This is a genomic window from Pseudomonas sp. Irchel s3h17 (genome assembly GCF_900187505.1).
GTDB lineage: Bacteria > Pseudomonadota > Gammaproteobacteria > Pseudomonadales > Pseudomonadaceae > Aquipseudomonas.
This window is the reverse complement of record NZ_FYDL01000005.1, coordinates 35,247-51,266: the sequence shown is the minus strand read 5'-3', so window position 1 is coordinate 51,266 and position 16,020 is coordinate 35,247. Positions and strand designations below refer to the sequence as shown.

The following is a 16,020-nucleotide window of genomic DNA, read 5'->3' as shown; positions in this document are numbered from 1 at the left end:
TTAGATTTAGATCATTGACCTGACTGAAGATGAGGCCATCTTAACGCCCAGGACACTCTTCATGCTCCCCAGCCTGTTTATCTCCCACGGTTCCCCCATGCTGGCACTGGAGCCGGGTGCCAGCGGCCCGGCTTTGGCCCGCCTGGCGGCCGAGTTGCCGACACCCAGCGCCATCGTGATCGTTTCCGCGCACTGGGAAAGCCAGGACCTGCGCGTCAGCAGTGGCGAACACCCGCGCACCTGGCACGATTTCGGCGGTTTTCCCGCCGCGCTGTTCGCGGTGCAATACCCCGCACCTGGCCAGCCAGCGCTCGCGGCACAGGTTGTCGACCGACTCAAGGCCGACGGCCTGCCCGCGCAACTCGACAGCGAGCGCCCGTTCGACCACGGCGTCTGGGTGCCTCTGTCACTGATGTACCCCCGCGCCGACATTCCCGTGGTGCAAGTCTCGCTTCCCAGCCACCTGGGCCCGGCCCTGCAAACCCGCGTCGGCCAGGTGTTGGCGAGTCTGCGTGAGCAAGGCGTGCTGCTGATCGGCTCCGGCAGCATCACCCACAACCTGCGGGAGCTGGATTGGCATGCCGGCCCCGAGAGCATCGAACCCTGGGCCAAGGCCTTCAGGGACTGGATGATCGAAAAGCTCGCCGCCAACGACGAAGCCGCGCTGCACGACTATCGCCAGCAAGCACCCCATGCGGTCCGCAGCCACCCCAGTGACGAACACTTGTTGCCGCTGTACTTCGCCCGTGGCGCCGGTGGCGACTTCAGCATCGCCCACCAGGGTTTCACCCTGGGCGCCCTCGGCATGGACATTTACCGCTTCGGCTAACGGCAGGCAAAAAAAATCCCCGAACCAGTCGGGGATTTTTCATCAACGATCAATCAGCTCGAGAGCGGATCAATCTTCGCGGTAGCGACGCAGTTTCAGCTGCTTACCGGCAACGCGAGTGTCCTTCAGTTTGGTCAGCAGACGCTCCAGACCATCTTCCGGCAACTCGACCAGGCTGAAGCTGTCACGCACCTGGATACGACCGATTGCTTCGCGAGCCAGGCCACCTTCGTTGAGGATGGCGCCCAGCAGGTTCTTGGCAGCGATACCATCACGCGCACCCAGCGCGGTACGGCAACGCGCACGACCTTCGGCCAATGGCACCGGAGCACGACGCTCACGATCACCACGGTCCGGACGATCACCGGAACGCTCTGGACGATCGCCACGCGGTGCGTTGTTCGGCACCAGTGGACGCTCTTTCTCGATCGCGGCCAGGGTCAGCGCTTGAGCGTTGGTTGCCTTGCGCAGCAGGGCTGCGGCCAGGGCACGCGGGGTGCAACCGATGTCGGCAGTCAGGCGATCCAGCAGATCACCGTGAGTCGACTCAGCATCAGCCACCAGCGGCGACAGGCTGTTGGTCAGCTTCTTGATGCGTGCATCGAGAACAGCTTGGGCGTCCGGCAGGCGAACTTCAGCAACTTTCTGACCCGTTACACGCTCGATCACTTGCAGCATGCGACGCTCACGAGGAGTCACCAACAGCAGTGCGCGACCTTCGCGACCGGCACGGCCGGTACGGCCGATACGGTGAACGTAGGATTCCGGGTCGTACGGCATGTCAACGTTGAACACGTGAGTGATGCGCGGTACGTCCAGGCCACGAGCGGCAACGTCGGTCGCTACAACGATGTCCAGACGGCCATCCTTGAGGGACTCGATCACGCGCTCACGCTGGTTCTGGGCAATGTCACCGTTCAGCGCAGCGGCTTTGTAGCCTTTGGCTTCCAGGGCGCTGGCCAGGTCCAGGGTCGCTTGCTTGGTACGCACGAACATGATCAGTGCGTCGAAGTCTTCGACTTCCAGCAGGCTCAATACAGCCGAGGTCTTCTGGTCAGCGTGAACCAACAGGTGAGCCTGTTCGATCGCGGTAACGGTCTGAGTCTTGGTCTGGATCTTCACGTGCTGCGGATCGCGCAGATGGCGCTCGGCGATAGCACGGATCGACTGCGGCAAGGTAGCCGAGAACAACACGGTCTGACGGGTTGCAGGCAAGGCCTTGAAGATAACTTCGAGGTCGTCCATGAAACCCAGTTTAAGCATTTCGTCCGCTTCGTCGAGAACCAGGTGGTTCACGGTAGCCAGGACTTTTTCGTCACGACGCAGGTGGTCGCACAGACGACCCGGAGTGGCGACAACGATCTGTGCGCCATTACGGATTGCTTTCAGTTGCGGGCCCATCGGCGCGCCGCCGTAAACGGCCACAACGGTAACGCCCGGCATTTGCTTGGCGTAGGTTTCGAAAGCGGTTGCTACTTGCAGCGCCAACTCACGGGTTGGCGCCAGGATCAGGGCTTGCGGTTCGCGCTTTGCAGGATCGATGCGATGCAGGATCGGCAGGGCGAACGCAGCGGTTTTACCCGTACCGGTTTGCGCCTGACCAATCATGTCGTGACCGGCCATGATGATCGGGATCGATTGCTGCTGAATAGCCGAAGGCTCTTCGTAGCCGGTCGCGATGACGGCTGCAAGAATATTCGGATTAAGATTAAAAGCGGCGAAGCCGCCGGTTTCCTGGGTCATGGGTCTGCCTCTAAGTGCATCCGCAAAGACCCATGCTCCAAAGCTGCGCGTGCCGTGTTGAGACTCAAGAGTCGCCCTGGCAGCTTTGTCGGCGGGGATTTGCGAAAACGAATGAATGAAAAGAGTCGTCAAGGAAGAGTCCGCTGTGCGGACGTGCAGCCGAAGCTGACTTCGGGGAATTGCGCTACCTAAACGCGGCCCGGCTAAAGGCCGGCGCGCACTATACCGGAATTTGCCAAAAAAGGGAGCTTTTTTTATCGCAATAACCCTATGAACGCAGGAGTGTCACAGGTTTTGCGGATTATCGCGTCACGGTCTATTTTTCAAAGGCCCGGCCCTGCTGGTTACAACGCTTAAACGGTTCATCTTTCAGGCTGCGGCCTTGCGCCTGCCCCCCCTTCCCCGCCCGAGGACGTCCCCCATGAATCAACCTGATTGCAGTCGTGTCAGCCGTGAACGGCGCGGTCATGTCCAGCTGATAGGGCTGGACCGGGTGGCCAAGCGCAACGCGTTCGACCTGGAACTGCTGAACGCCTTGAGCCTGGCCTATGGTGAGTTCGAGGCCGACAGCGAGGCACGGGTCGCGGTGGTGTTTGCCCACGGCGAACACTTTACCGCCGGACTGGACCTGATGAGTGCCAGCACCGCGCTGACTGGAAGCTGGAAAGTTCCGACCGGCGGTTGCGATCCCTGGGGTATTTTCATCGGGCCCAGGGTCAGCAAGCCGGTGATTGTTGCGGCGCAGGGTTATTGCCTGACCATCGGTATCGAACTGATGCTGGCGGCCGATATCAACCTGTGCGCCAGCAATACACGCTTTGCGCAGATGGAAGTGCAGCGCGGCATCTTCCCCTTTGGCGGTGCCACCTTGCGCCTGCACCGGGTGGCTGGATGGGGCAACGCCATGCGCTGGTTGCTGACGGGCGACGAATTCGATGCCCACGAAGCGCTCCGCCTAGGGCTGGTGCAGGAGGTCATGGCCAGCGAAGACCTGCTGCCCCGCGCCATCGAACTGGCAGAGCGCATTGCCCGCCAGGCACCGCTGGGAGTCCAGGCCACCTTGCAGTCGGCGCGCCAGGCCCACCTGGAAGGTGAAGCGGCGGCGGCGCTCAGCCTGCCGGCGCTGGCCAGGAAATTACTGAGCAGCGAAGACGCAAAGGAAGGCATACGGTCGCTGATCGAGAAGCGCCCCGGTAACTTCAAAGGGGTTTAGCGTGGCAGTTGCCCGTCAGAGTGCTGTCGCAAGCTTGCTCGCGACAGCACTCACAAGCCACTCAGGTCGCCGGGCGAATGCATTTGATCAACGACTGCAACGAGTAACCCAGGCGCGGCGCCAGGGCTTCGGCGCGGGCAGTCAGCCCTTGCATGTCCAGTGTCTGGTCAAGGGCGGACGGCACGAGCAGGATCACGTTGCCCTCCTTCACCGGCAGTTCCCAGTAATGCCGGTGATAAAGCCCGCGCAGCAGCGCAGCGCCCAAGGGCTTGCCGTCATCGGTGGCCCACTGGTTGATCACCAGCCAGCCGCCCGGATTGAGGCGCTTCTGGCAGTTTTCCAGAAAGCCCCAGGCCAGATGCCCGACACCCGGCCCGACATCGGTGTAGAGGTCGACAAAAATCAGGTCGGCCGATTCGGCCGTTTCCAACAGCTCGAGCGCATCGCCGATACGGATGAATAGACGGGGATCGTCATCCAGCCCCAGGTATTCGATGGCCAGGCGCGGCACGTCCGGGCGCAGCTCAATGGCCTCGACGTCTTCCAGCGGCAGGAACTTCAGGCACGCCTGGGTCAGCGTACCGGCCCCCAACCCAAGAAACAGCGCGCTTTCCGGCTGCTCATGGCACAGGGCACCAATCAGCATGGCGCGGGTGTAATCATATTCGAGCCAGCTTGGATCAGCGGTGAATACGCAGCTCTGCTCGATCGCATCGCCAAATTCGAGAAAGCGATAATCCGCCACTTCCAGCACCCGGATCATGCCGAATTCATCATGCACCTCGGCGAGCAGATGCTCGACGCGCTCCTCAGTCATTTCATCTCCTGGTCGTTACCGGACGGATCCCCGGCAACGCAATCATTCATTGCGCTCAGCGCGGCAAAGGCGCGATTGTCCGCCAAGCTTCGGGAATAGGTCACGCACTAATTACTGATAACATGAGGTCCCGAGCGTAAACACTAGAGACCGTGATGAGCCAACCCTGGAGTCCTGACAGCTGGCGCGCCCTGCCGATCCAGCAACAACCCCACTACCCTGACGCGGCGCACTTGCAGGCCGTCGAGCAAAGCCTGGCCAGTTATCCGCCCTTGGTGTTTGCCGGTGAGGCCCGGGAGTTGCGTCGTCAGTTCGCCGAAGTCACCCAGGGGCGGGCATTCTTGTTGCAGGGCGGTGATTGTGCGGAGAGCTTTGCCGAGTTTTCGGCAGCGAAGATCCGCGACACGTTCAAAGTCTTGCTGCAAATGGCGATCGTCATGACCTTCGCCGCCGGTTGCCCGGTGGTCAAGGTCGGGCGCATGGCCGGACAATTCGCCAAGCCGCGCTCGGCCAATGACGAAACCATCAACGGCATCACCCTGCCGGCCTACCGTGGCGACATCGTCAATGGCATCGGCTTCGACGCGAAGAGCCGCGTGCCGGACCCGGAACGCCTGTTGCAGTCCTACCACCAGTCCACCGCCACCCTGAACCTGCTGCGCGCCTTTGCCCAGGGCGGCTTTGCCGACCTGCATCAAGTGCACAAATGGAACCTGGACTTCATCGCCAACTCGGCGCTGGCCGAGAAATACAGTCACCTGGCCGACCGCATCGATGAAACCCTGGCCTTCATGCGCGCCTGTGGCATGGACAGCTCGCCGCAATTGCGCGAAACCAGTTTTTTCACCGCTCATGAAGCGCTGTTGCTCAACTACGAAGAAGCCTTTGTACGCCGTGACAGTCTGACCAACGACTATTACGACTGCTCGGCCCACATGCTGTGGATCGGCGACCGCACCCGCCAGCTCGACGGTGCCCATGTCGAATTCCTGCGCGGGGTGAACAACCCGATCGGGGTCAAGGTCGGCCCAAGCATGAACACCGACGATCTGATTCGCCTGATCGATGTGCTTAATCCGGACAACGACCCGGGCCGCCTGAACCTGATCGCCCGCATGGGCGCGAACAAGGTCGGCGACCATCTCCCGTCGTTGATCCGCGCCGTAGAGCGCGAGGGCAAGAACGTGCTCTGGAGCTGCGACCCAATGCACGGCAACACCATCAAGGCCAGCAGCGGCTACAAGACGCGGGACTTTGCGCAGATCCTCGGCGAGGTGAAACAGTTCTTCCAGGTTCACGAAGCAGAAGGCACCTACGCCGGTGGCATTCACATCGAGATGACCGGGCAGAACGTCACCGAATGCATCGGCGGCGCACGACCGATCACCGAAGATGGTTTGTCGGATCGCTACCACACCCACTGCGACCCTCGGATGAATGCCGATCAGTCGCTGGAGTTGGCGTTCCTGATTGCTGAAACCCTGAAACAGGTTCGGCGCTGAGTCAGGCGGTCCCGGGTTGACTGATTCGCCGCGAGCGTCGGATCAGTCACCGCCCATGCCGGCCAACGCCACCCGCAACCGCGCCGCACTGGCGCGCGGGCAATTGAGCTGAATCCGCGCCAGCCCCAGCCAATTCGCCAGCTGCCTCAGGTGCAGTGCCAACGCCAGCATCCCCTCCTCGTCCAGGCCTTGCTGCTCTTCGTGGACCCCATGCACCGCCAGGCAGCCGAATGCCCGCTCTGCCCGAAGATCGACCCGCGCCGCAATCCGCTCTCGGTGCAGGAACGGCAACACGTAATAGCCATAAACTCGCTTGGCTGGTGGTGTGTAGATTTCCAGCCGATAGCGAAAATCGAACAACCGCTCGGTTCGACTGCGCTCCCAGATCAACGAATCAAACGGCGACAGCAATGCGCTGGCAACCACACTGTGCGGCACCGAAGGATTGGGTAGGCAATAGGCCGGTTGCTTCCAGCCCTGCACCTGGCACACCTGCAACTGGCCATTCTCGACCAGTTCGGCCAACGCATGCCGACACGGCGCCAACTCCAGGCGGAAATAGTCACGCAAGTCCTTTTCCGTACTGACACCCAAGGCGCTGGCGGCGCGCAACAACAGCCCCTTCTGGGCTTCGGTTTCCCCGATCAGGGGGTGCTGCAGAATCTGCGCGGGAATGACCCGCTCCGGTAAATCATAAAGACGCTCGAACCCCCGGCGCCCCGCCACTGTCACCTCACCGGCGGCGAACAACCATTCCAGCGCATGCTTCTCGGCACTCCAGTCCCACCAAGGGCCAGCTCGTTCCTGGCGAGTGGACAGACTGCCGGCACCGAGCGCCCCACGCTCCTCAACCAGGGCCAGCACCCTACGAATAGTCGCCTGTTGCTCCCGGCCAAAGGCCGCCAGTTGCTGATAAATGCCCTGCCCTTGCGCTGCCCGTTGCATGCGCCAGCGCATCAGGGGATACATCGATAACGGCAGCAAGGAGGCCTCATGCCCCCAATACTCGAACAACGTCCGTCGCCGCCCCTGGCTCCAGGCGGCCTGGTCAAGCAAGTCGGTTGAGTAATGGCCCAGGCGAGAGAACAAGGGAAGGTAGTGCGAGCGCACCAGGGCGTTGACCGAATCGATCTGCAACACACCCAGTCGCTCGATCAACCGATTGAGCGGGGTCGACTTGAGCACCGCCGATGGCTGGCGCCCGGAGAACCCTTGGGCCGTCAGCGCCAGGCGCCGGGCCTGATTCAAGGAAAAACAGAGGGAACCTGTCATTCGATAACTCGTGATGAAGGCTCCCTCCACCTTAGTGCCAGGATGACAAAATGCCAACGAACCCGGTCATCGTTTCAACGGATCATCCCAGAAAGGACGAGCATACTCCTTGAGCACGTCCGCCCGGCTCAGGCCAATGTCCCGCAGCCGGTCATCACTCATCCGAGCCAGCTCGGCACGATCCTGGCTCAGCTGTCGCCAGCGACTCAACTGCGCCACTGCCTTGCACAGGCGTTGACTGGAGGCATTCAGCGTCGATCGCAGTGCCCGGGCTCCCACACTCATTAATTTGCGCTGTCGTTCCATGACGGTGCTCCTCAAAATTGAGGGCGCAGTCTTGTACAGGTGCCGAAACGGGCCTAGCGAATGTCTATGACCGTCTGTTTCCTGATCGCCACAAGCCCCACCGCAAGGGCTTTCGCACGGTGCGATGAAGCCGTGACCGGACATTTCAACAAGCGCTTGCGGTTATTTACCCAACCCCATGGGGTCTTCCCAGAAATGCCGTTCGGATTCCTGTTCGACATCCGCCCGGCTCAAGCCGATATCCTTCAGCGCCTCATCGCTCAGGCTGGCCAACAGCGTGCGCTCACGGTAGAGCTGATGCCAGCGGGTGAGCTTGTCCAGCAGGTGGTGCAGAGAGAAGCCATGGTGTGAAAAATGGTCCAGCTGCACGTAGCCTTTTTGACCTTTCATCGTCTTGCCCTCCGTTGTGGATGGCTCAAGTCTCGCGCCGGGACTAAGATCAATCCAACGAATGTTTCTAATGAAACACATCTCGGAGATTGATCAATTGGCCTACCCCAGTATCGATACCGACGTCCTGCGCACCTTCGTCGCCATCGCCGACCAAGGCGGGTTCACCCGTGCCGGCGAGCTGGTCAACCGCACGCAATCGGCGGTGAGCATGCAGATGAAGCGCCTGGAAGAAGACGTGTTGCAGCGCCAGCTGTTTCAACGAGAGGGTCGCCAGGTCAGGCTGACCGCCGAGGGCCAGGTGCTCCTGGGGTATGCCCGGCGCATCCTGAAACTGCACAGCGAAGTGTTCAACACCCTGCGCGAGCCGCACATGGTCGGCACCGTGCGCATCGGCACGCCCGATGACTACGTGATGCGGTTTTTGCCCGGCATTCTGTCGCGCTTTGCCCAGTCCTACCCACTGGTCCAGATCGAAGTGCATTGCGAGTCGTCCAAACAGCTCCTGCTGCGCCAGGACCTCGACTTGTCGATCGTTACCCGCGAACCTGGTAGCGAGATCGGCCAATTGCTGCGCAAGGAGCGCTTCGTCTGGGCCCAGGCACAGTGCTACAACCCCATCGAACAATCACCCTTACCGCTGGCGATGTTCAACAGTGATTGCTTCTGCCGTCTCTGGGCCTGTAATGCGCTGGACGCTTCCGGCCGTGAGTACCGGATCGCCTACAACAGCTCGAGCCTGTCGGCGATCATGGCGGTGGTCAGCGCGGGCCTGGCGATCACTGCGCAACTGGAGAGTCTCATTCCTCAAGACATGCGCATCCTCGGCGAAGCGCAAGGGCTGCCCCAGCTACCCGAGGCCAGCATCATGCTGGTGCGCAACCTGCATCACCCGTCGCCGATCACCGAGTGCCTGGCGGAACACATTGTCGAGGGCTTCAAACTTTAAAGGCGAGCATCACTGCACACAGCACGAGAAAGCCGCAGAACAACGCGCGCAGCCATCGCTCCGGCATGGCATGGGCGATCCTCACACCCCAACTGATGCTCAGCAAACCACCGAGCGCCATCGGTAGTGCGATGCTCCAGTTCACTTGCTGGTGAGCCGCATAGGTCACCAGGGTCACGCCGGTACTGGGCAAGGCCAACGCCAGCGACAACCCTTGGGCGACCACCTGGGTAGTGCCGAACAGGCTGGTGAGCACCGGTGTCGCCACCACCGCACCGCCCACGCCGAACAACCCGCCCATGGCTCCGGAAGCTGCGCCCAGCACGCCCAGCCACGGCCAGCCGTAACGCATCTGCCCAGTGGCCGGGGTGCTGGCCATGAACATGCGCAGCAGGTTGTACGCCGACAAGGCCACCAGAAAGGCGACAAACCCGATGCGCATCACCTGGGCATCAATCCCGACCGCCCAGATCGAGCCGAGCCAGGCGAAGCAGAAGCCCATCGAGGCCAGCGGCACCGCATGACGCAGTTCGATGCGATTGCGTTGGTGATAGCGCCACAGCGCCAGCATGACATTCGGCACCACCATCACCAGCGCGGTACCTTGTGCCATCTGCTGGTCCAGGCCGAACAGCACACCGAGCACAGGAATGGCGATCAAGCCACCGCCAATCCCGAACAAGCCACCCACGGTGCCAAGGGCGGCACCCAGTACCAGATAGATCATTAATTCAACCACGGGCGATTTCCTCTCGCATCAGACGCTACATGCTACGCAGTCAGCTCTGGCGGGGAAACGCACAGCAACGCACAATGGTTATGCCAACTTCGCACAAGCACAGCGCCATGAATCCGAACGCACTCACCGATCAACTGGGGCTTTTTCTCGACGTACTGGAAACCGGCAGTTTTTCCGCCACTTCTCGCCGACATCCGCTGACACCTTCGGCCGTGGCCAGGCGCATCGACAGCCTGGAGAACGCCCTCGGCAGCCAGTTGTTCGTGCGCAGCACCCACGCTGTACGTGCCACGCCCGCCGGGCTGGCGTTTGCCGAGCGGGCGCGGCGGATCGTCAGCGAATTGCGCCTGGCCCGCGCCGAGGCCGCGTCCTTGAGCAGCGCGCCGGAAGGCCTGATCCGGGTCGACGCGCCCGCTGCCTTCGGACGACGGCACCTGGCACCGGTGATCGCCGATTTCCTGGGGCTGTACCCCGGGCTGGACGTGCAATTGCACTTGATCGACAGCTTCGTCGACATGCACGGCTCGAACCTGGGCAAGGTCGATCTGGTACTGCGCGCCGGGCAAATGGCGGACACACGAATGGTCGCCACCCCGCTGGCCTGCATGGTGCGGATTGCCTGTGCCAGCCCGGCCTACCTCAAGCGTCGCGGTACACCCCGCCATCCGGGGGAGTTGCATGAGCACGATGGCCTCGACTGGGCTGGCCTGGCGCCGCCCTTCGCCTGGCGCTTCGAAGTGGATGGGCAACTGCAATTGCATCGCCCGCCACGCATTCGCCTGAGCGCCAACAACGCCGAAGCCCTGCTCTACGGTGCCCTCGCCGGCCTGGGCATCGCCCACCTGCCCACCTGGTTGTGCGGCGAATACTTGTTGCGCGGTGAATTGCTGCCGCTGTTTTGCGAAGGCGGTCTGCCGAAACCGGAAAACACCGGCATCTACGCCTTACGCCTCGAGCAGCAGGCCAGTTCGCGCAGTCGCTTGTTGCTGGAATACCTCAAGAGCCGCTTCAGCCCGGTGCCCCCCTGGGATCTGGCGCTGCAACGGGACTTCGGCCGGCTCTAGCTGAAAATTATCTGGCGCATTAAACACTCGCCCGCTAGATTCATGACGATCACCGATCAAGGCCAAGACATGACCCCTCCACGCAACACCCCGGACAACTGCGACAACCTGCTGCTGGATAACCAGCTGTGCTTTGCCCTGCACTCCACTTCGCTGCTGATGACCAAGGTCTACAAACCCCTGCTGCAAGCGCTTGGCCTGACCTACCCGCAATACCTGGCAATGATGGTGTTGTGGGAACGGGACGGGCTGACGGTCGGCGAAATCAGTCACCGCCTGCTGACCGACCCCGGTTCGCTGACGCCCTTGCTCAAGCGCCTGGAAGCAGAGGGGCTGCTGAGCCGCACCCGCAGTCGTGAAGATGAGCGAGTGGTCATCGTCGAACTGACCGAACAAGGCCGGGCGTTGCGAGACCAAGCCCGTGACATTCCGCCCTGCATCCTCGGCGCCAGTGGCCAGACCCTGGAGCAAATGCGCAAGCTGCAGGCCGATCTGCAGAACCTGCGCAGCCATCTGCAAGACAACCTCTGACGCCGCATTCCCTGGCAGCGGCCTTGCAGGCGAATACAGTCATGCGGTGCTCCTGAGACACCGCCTGCACTGCCAAACCAGCCCTCCCCCCCAAAAAACGCAGACCAGCAGATTAATGCCAGTCAGTTAAGCCGCAGGACCGGTGGGAGCGGGCTTGCCCGCGAAGCGCGATAACGCGTAATGCCTGGAAAACCGCGGTGTTTTCTTCGCGGGCAAGCCCGCTCCCACAGGATCTTCGTCGCTTGAGTTGCTTAACTGACCGGCATTAGGCCGGTAGATTCCATTTCGTTCGAGCACATCGAAAAAATATCTTGCGCGCAATATATTTGAGCGATACATTTATTTGGCGATTACTTAGCGCGCAAACCTTTAGCGCAAAACGTAAACTCCGAAGAGGCTCATACCATGCAAACGCTCTATACCGCTGTTGCAACCGCTACCGGTGGCCGTGATGGTCGCGCCGTCTCCAGTGACAATATCCTCGACGTCAAGCTCGCTACCCCGAAAGAGCTGGGCGGAGCCGGCGGTGCGGCGACCAACCCCGAGCAACTGTTCGCGGCCGGTTATTCGGCATGCTTCATCGGCGCGCTGAAATTCGTCGCCAGCCAGACCAAGCGCAAGATTCCCGATGACGCCTCGATCACCGCCCATGTCGGCATCGGCCAGATCCCTGGAGGCTTCGGCCTGGACATCGACCTGCACATCAGCCTGCCAGGCCTGGAGCAGACCGACGCCCAAAACCTGGTCGATGCCGCACACCAGGTCTGCCCTTACTCCAACGCCACTCGCGGTAATGTCGACGTTCGCTTGCACGTCACCGTCTGAGTGCTAGCCCTGATCAGACGCGCACAAAAAAGCCCGACTCAATGGTCGGGCTTTTTCGTGCCTACAAGAACTGCGCTTATTTAGCGCGGCCCTTGTAAGAACCGCCTTCGCGGGTATCGATCTCGATCATGTCGCCGATTTCGATGAAGTCAGCAACCGACAGCTCGGTACCGTTCTTCAGTTTGGCAGGCTTCATCACCTTGCCGGAAGTGTCACCGCGAGCGGAACCTTCGGTGTAGTCAACCTGACGCACGATAGTGGTCGGCAGCTCTACGGAAACCAAGCGGTCTTCGAAGAATACGGCTTCGCAAACGTCGGTCATGCCTTCTTCCACGAATGGCAGAACGCTTTCGATGTCTTCGGCGTTCAGCTCGTACATGGTGTAGTCGCTGGTGTCCATGAACGTGTAGGTGTCGCCGCTGATGAAGGACAGGGTCGCTTCTTTGCGGTCGAGGATCACGTCGTCCAGTTTGTCGTCAGCGCTGTAAACGATCTCGGTCTTGTAACCGGTCAGCAGGTTTTTCAGCTTGGTCTTCATGATCGCGCTGTTACGACCGGACTTGGTGAATTCAGCTTTCTGAACCAGCCAAGGGTCGTTTTCGAGACGGATCACCGTACCGGGTTTCAGTTCTTTACCAGTTTTCATTGCGAATATCCGAATTTGGATGGGATTTACAAAAATCTAGGCCGCGTATCATATCCAATTTAGGTAAAACTGCACCAGCGCCGCAGCAAGATCGGCTTGCAAAGCCTGTTCCAGACACCATGCCTGGGCGTGATTTTGCAGTTCTGGCCAGTGTTCCCGTGCCGCAACCCATGCCGGGGCCATTCCTTCACCCGTGTTCCACGCTCGCCACAACCCCTCTAGCGCCGTGCGCGCCGCGGGCGACAGGCGTTGGGTATAGAGCGCCAGAAAAGCTTCAAGCTTGTCGAGGTGGATGTCTTCTTCCTGCTGATAAATATGCCACATCATCGGACGAGCGGCCCACTGCGCCCGGACGAACGAGTCCTCTCCACGCACCGCGTTGAAATCACAGCTCCACAGCAGCAGGTCATACTGATCCTGCCGGATGAACGGCAGCACTTGCACAGTCAAGGCGCCCCGTACCTCCCGGGCCCCGACCGACAATCCGTCGACACCCAGCCAGCGCGACACATCGCCGAGGATTCGTCCTTCGGGTACCAACAGATGAGTGGTTTGAGCACCGGCCGCCATGACATCCAGCCAATCGGCCAGGCCGGCGTTCTCATAAGCAAAGAGCGAGATCAGCTCTTCGCCTTCGGCGCGCTCGACACCCAACCCTTGCAAGAACGCCTGCCGGGCGTGCGGGTCGGCCTGGAATTGCTCGCGGCGCGGCAGTAGATCGCGCTCGCGCAGCAGGCCGCCGGTACCCGCCTGGAAGCCCGGGAAGAAAAAGTACTTCTGCACATGCTTGTGCTTCACCGACGGCAAGCCATGGCATCCGACGATCCAGTCCTCGGCACTCAGGTAATCCAGGTTCATCCACAGCGGGGTGGTTTCACGGGCCGCCATTGCCTCCATGTAAGCACCAGGCAACTGACAGGCAAATGCCGCGATCACCACGTCGGCGGTATCCGTCGGCTGCCAGTGCTCGGGCCAATGACACACTTCCACGCCCTGCTGCCATTGCCGCGCCGCGTGAATGTCCAGCTCCGGACACAGGCGTTCGAACGCGCGCAAGTCGTCGACCCAGAGACGCACCGAACAATGATGCTCGGCCACCAATTGTCGGGCCAGGCGCCAGGTCACGCCGATGTCGCCATAGTTGTCGACAACCGTGCAAAAAATATCCCAGTCGACTTTCATTCCGGGCTCCGCGGGGCAAAGACCTCAATTGTCCGCATAAATCGTCGCGCGCAGAAGTGCCAAGGTCGATTAATCTTCATGCGACAATCACCGATTGCCCGACATCCGCGCCAGGAGGCCGTCATGCCCTACCGTCCACCCGCTCGCCGCACGCTGGCCATCACGCTCGATCCACGGCAATTGATTGTCAGCATCGCGCTGGGTCTATGGCTGGGATTCCTGGCCATCGCACTGACCTGCTGGCTGTTGTCGATGGTCTTGCCCGGCGAGCAACTGGCTCCTTTGGCCGAGGCGACCCGACAATTGACGCAGCCCAAACCATCGGCGGTCGAACCTGCGCCTGCACTGTTCGAGCAGTACCAGGAAAACCTGCGCAAACAGACGCAGCAGCAGTCGCTCGACCAGGCACGCAATAACACTCGCAACCTGTCCAACCCCAAATGCCAGTTCTGGCTGCAACAAGACCAGACGGCCCCCAGCGAAAAAAGCCGCGCCAATGTCCTGCAATTCTGCGATTGATCATGAATAAACAAACGGTTCACCAACTGATTCTGGAAAAGCTCTCAGCCGACCTCGAGAGTGCCCGGCGCGCGGCACAAACCGCCTACGAAACCGCCACCCATGAAGAAAACATAGCCGAAAACAAGTACGACACCCTGGGCCTGGAGGCGTCCTACCTGGCGGCAGGCCAGGCCCGGCGCGTGGAGGAAATTCGCCAGGCGCTGGCGCTTTGCCAGAACATGAACCTGGGGGCCTATGACGCGCGACAAGGCATCCAGGTCGGCACCCTGCTCGGTCTTGAGGACGAAAACGGTCGTCAGCAATGGCTGTTTCTGGCTCCCGACGGCGCGGGATTGAAGGTCTGCCTGGTGGGGCAGCCGATTACCGTCATCACCCCGCGCTCACCGTTGGGCAAAAGCCTGGTGGGCAAGTTCGAGGATGATGAGGTAGAGATTGTGGTGGCGGGCACTCGGCAACAGTTCACTGTCACCGAAGTGCTTTAGTGAACCGGTAGCTCAACGCCGGCGAACAGCTCTTCCAGTTCCTGTTTGTTGTGGCACTGGATGGCTTTGGCCATGACTTCACGGGTCAGGTGCGGGGCGAACTTCTCGATGAAGTCGCACATGAACCCACGCAGGAATGTCCCACGACGGAAACCGATCTTGGTCACGCTGGATTCGAACAGTTCGCTGGCATCGAGCACCACCAGGTCGTTGTCGAGCTTGGTATCGACCGCCATCTTGGCCACGATACCGACGCCCAGCCCCAGGCGGACATAGGTCTTGATCACGTCGGCGTCGGCCGCGGTAAACACCACTTTCGGGGTCAGGCCACGGTGACTGAACGCTTCATCGAGCTTCGAACGGCCGGTGAAACCGAACACGTACGTCACGATCGGGTATTCGGCCAAGGCTTCGAGGCTCAGCTTCGGCAGTTTGGTCAACGGGTGCCCCTGAGGCACGACCACGCAACGGTTCCAGCGATAGCACGGCATCATCACCAGGTCACCGAACAGCTCCAGGGCTTCGGTGGCGATGGCGAAATCCACGGTGCCGTCGGCGGCCATTTCGGCGATCTGCATCGGCGAGCCCTGGTGCATGTGCAGGGCAACGTCAGGGTATTGCTTGATGAAATTACTGATGACCGGCGGCAGCGCATAACGTGCCTGGGTGTGGGTGGTGGCGATCGACAGGGTGCCTTTCTTCTCGTTGGAGAACTCCTGGGCAATCTGCTTGATGCTTTCGACCTTGCGCAGTATCTCGCCAGCGGTGGTGATGATGCGCTCACCGGCTGGGGTCACTCGGGTCAGGTGCTTGCCGCTGCGTGCGAAGACCTCGACACCCAATTCGTCTTCCAGCAGACGGATCTGCTTGCTGATGCCAGGCTGCGAGGTATACAGGCTTTGGGCAGTAGCGGAAACGTTGAGGTCGTGGTGCGCCACTTCCCAGATGTAGCGCAATTGTTGAAGCTTCATATGAATCCCTCAAAGCAGATAAACGCCACGGGCATCA

General features: G+C 60.9%; 18 protein-coding genes. 9 read left to right on the top strand and 9 right to left on the bottom strand.

What is annotated here, in order from left to right:
* Window positions 1-61 precede the first annotated feature (61 nt).
* The gene (locus CKW25_RS08170) at window positions 62-829 is read left to right on the top strand and encodes a class III extradiol ring-cleavage dioxygenase (protein ID WP_095078677.1); all 768 of its coding nucleotides are present in this window, start codon (window positions 62-64) and stop codon (window positions 827-829) included.
* A 69-nt stretch (window positions 830-898) separates the two neighbouring features.
* On the opposite strand, the gene CKW25_RS08165 is transcribed toward CKW25_RS08170, so the two are convergent.
* Window positions 899-2,572, bottom strand: a complete 1,674-nt coding sequence (locus tag CKW25_RS08165) for a DEAD/DEAH box helicase (protein ID WP_095078676.1) — start codon at window positions 2,570-2,572, stop codon at window positions 899-901.
* Window positions 2,573-2,993: 421 nt separating this feature from the next.
* On the opposite strand from CKW25_RS08165, the gene CKW25_RS08155 reads away from it, so the two are divergent.
* Window positions 2,994-3,785 (top strand): crotonase/enoyl-CoA hydratase family protein, encoded by a 792-nt coding sequence (locus CKW25_RS08155; RefSeq protein ID WP_095078675.1) that lies wholly within the window; start codon window positions 2,994-2,996, stop codon window positions 3,783-3,785.
* Window positions 3,786-3,846: 61 nt separating this feature from the next.
* On the opposite strand, the gene CKW25_RS08150 is transcribed toward CKW25_RS08155, so the two are convergent.
* Window positions 3,847-4,602 carry a spermidine synthase gene (locus tag CKW25_RS08150; protein ID WP_095078674.1) on the bottom strand — a complete coding sequence of 252 codons (756 nt, stop codon included), beginning with the start codon at window positions 4,600-4,602 and terminating at the stop codon, window positions 3,847-3,849.
* A gap of 155 nt (window positions 4,603-4,757) precedes the next feature.
* On the opposite strand from CKW25_RS08150, the gene CKW25_RS08145 reads away from it, so the two are divergent.
* Window positions 4,758-6,104, top strand: coding sequence for a class II 3-deoxy-7-phosphoheptulonate synthase (locus CKW25_RS08145; RefSeq protein ID WP_095078673.1), 1,347 nt, complete (start codon window positions 4,758-4,760; stop codon window positions 6,102-6,104).
* Between the two features lie 42 nt (window positions 6,105-6,146).
* On the opposite strand, the gene CKW25_RS08140 is transcribed toward CKW25_RS08145, so the two are convergent.
* The 3 genes from CKW25_RS08140 to CKW25_RS08130 form a co-directional block, all read right to left on the bottom strand.
* Window positions 6,147-7,376 carry a winged helix-turn-helix domain-containing protein gene (locus CKW25_RS08140; RefSeq protein ID WP_095078672.1) on the bottom strand — a complete coding sequence of 410 codons (1,230 nt, stop codon included), beginning with the start codon at window positions 7,374-7,376 and terminating at the stop codon, window positions 6,147-6,149.
* 66 nt (window positions 7,377-7,442) lie between these two features.
* Window positions 7,443-7,682: a DUF1127 domain-containing protein gene (locus tag CKW25_RS08135; protein WP_095078671.1), complete on the bottom strand. Its 240-nt coding sequence runs from the start codon at window positions 7,680-7,682 to the stop codon at window positions 7,443-7,445.
* Window positions 7,683-7,844: 162 nt separating this feature from the next.
* Window positions 7,845-8,072: a DUF1127 domain-containing protein gene (locus tag CKW25_RS08130; protein WP_095078670.1), complete on the bottom strand. Its 228-nt coding sequence runs from the start codon at window positions 8,070-8,072 to the stop codon at window positions 7,845-7,847.
* Between the two features lie 61 nt (window positions 8,073-8,133).
* On the opposite strand from CKW25_RS08130, the gene CKW25_RS08125 reads away from it, so the two are divergent.
* The gene (locus CKW25_RS08125) at window positions 8,134-9,021 is read left to right on the top strand and encodes a LysR substrate-binding domain-containing protein (protein WP_095078669.1); all 888 of its coding nucleotides are present in this window, start codon (window positions 8,134-8,136) and stop codon (window positions 9,019-9,021) included.
* Here CKW25_RS08125 and CKW25_RS08120 read toward each other — a convergent pair.
* Window positions 9,011-9,748, bottom strand: a complete 738-nt coding sequence (locus tag CKW25_RS08120; RefSeq protein WP_371854916.1) for a sulfite exporter TauE/SafE family protein — start codon at window positions 9,746-9,748, stop codon at window positions 9,011-9,013. The two genes, CKW25_RS08125 and CKW25_RS08120, sit on opposite strands and share 11 nt — an antisense overlap.
* A gap of 119 nt (window positions 9,749-9,867) precedes the next feature.
* On the opposite strand from CKW25_RS08120, the gene CKW25_RS08115 reads away from it, so the two are divergent.
* The 3 genes from CKW25_RS08115 to CKW25_RS08105 all read left to right on the top strand — a co-directional run bounded on the left by CKW25_RS08115 (window position 9,868) and on the right by CKW25_RS08105 (window position 12,180).
* Entirely contained in the window at window positions 9,868-10,824 is a 957-nt protein-coding gene (locus CKW25_RS08115; protein WP_095078667.1) for a LysR family transcriptional regulator, read from the top strand.
* Window positions 10,825-10,893: 69 nt separating this feature from the next.
* The gene (locus CKW25_RS08110) at window positions 10,894-11,355 is read left to right on the top strand and encodes a MarR family winged helix-turn-helix transcriptional regulator (protein ID WP_095078945.1); all 462 of its coding nucleotides are present in this window, start codon (window positions 10,894-10,896) and stop codon (window positions 11,353-11,355) included.
* A gap of 405 nt (window positions 11,356-11,760) precedes the next feature.
* Entirely contained in the window at window positions 11,761-12,180 is a 420-nt protein-coding gene (locus CKW25_RS08105) for an organic hydroperoxide resistance protein (RefSeq protein WP_095078666.1), read from the top strand.
* 76 nt (window positions 12,181-12,256) lie between these two features.
* On the opposite strand, the gene CKW25_RS08100 is transcribed toward CKW25_RS08105, so the two are convergent.
* Window positions 12,257-12,826, bottom strand: coding sequence for an elongation factor P (locus CKW25_RS08100; RefSeq protein ID WP_003404205.1), 570 nt, complete (start codon window positions 12,824-12,826; stop codon window positions 12,257-12,259).
* A gap of 48 nt (window positions 12,827-12,874) precedes the next feature.
* On the bottom strand, window positions 12,875-14,008 hold the full coding sequence (gene earP / locus CKW25_RS08095) for an elongation factor P maturation arginine rhamnosyltransferase EarP (RefSeq protein ID WP_095078665.1): 1,134 nt from the start codon (window positions 14,006-14,008) through the stop codon (window positions 12,875-12,877).
* Window positions 14,009-14,131: 123 nt separating this feature from the next.
* Between earP and CKW25_RS08090 the strand changes: the two genes are divergently transcribed.
* Both CKW25_RS08090 and CKW25_RS08085 read left to right on the top strand, forming a co-directional pair.
* Window positions 14,132-14,527, top strand: a complete 396-nt coding sequence (locus tag CKW25_RS08090; protein ID WP_095078664.1) for a hypothetical protein — start codon at window positions 14,132-14,134, stop codon at window positions 14,525-14,527.
* Between the two features lie 2 nt (window positions 14,528-14,529).
* On the top strand, window positions 14,530-15,012 hold the full coding sequence (locus CKW25_RS08085) for a GreA/GreB family elongation factor (RefSeq protein WP_095078663.1): 483 nt from the start codon (window positions 14,530-14,532) through the stop codon (window positions 15,010-15,012).
* Here CKW25_RS08085 and cysB read toward each other — a convergent pair.
* A complete protein-coding gene (gene cysB / locus CKW25_RS08080) occupies window positions 15,009-15,983 on the bottom strand; it encodes an HTH-type transcriptional regulator CysB (RefSeq protein ID WP_095078662.1) in 975 nt (324 codons plus the stop codon). The two genes, CKW25_RS08085 and cysB, sit on opposite strands and share 4 nt — an antisense overlap.
* Window positions 15,984-16,020 lie beyond the last annotated feature (37 nt).